The 233-nt window shown below is 59.7% G+C and carries 1 protein-coding gene; it reads right to left on the bottom strand.

The genetic code is table 11. From position 1 onward, the window contains the following. Nucleotides 1–52: 52 nt before the first annotated feature. A partial coding sequence (gene fumD, locus ACPYOI_RS37180) for a fumarate hydratase FumD (protein WP_481424320.1) occupies nucleotides 53–233 on the bottom strand: 181 nt, incomplete at its 5' end.

Genomic DNA, 233 nt, shown 5'->3' with positions numbered 1-233 from the left:
GTCTATTACCTGCTCTGCCGCTCCCTTGAGCAGCTTGCGAAACGCTGGCGCTTCAACCGGCCAGCGCTTTGACCACGGTTTCCATCGCCTGGGTGGTTAACTCGCTACGTTTTACGCGCTGGTTCGCCAGCGCCGTATGCAGCACCCCCGCGATGACAATATGCTTCGGCTCCTGCCCCAAATCACGCACCTCCAGAACGACCTTCCCGACCACCCGACACATCTCCTGATAC

The sequence above is a fragment of the Rhizobium sp. SVR5-2C genome, from assembly GCF_056755115.1.
This window is presented reverse-complemented; position numbering and strand designations above follow the sequence as displayed.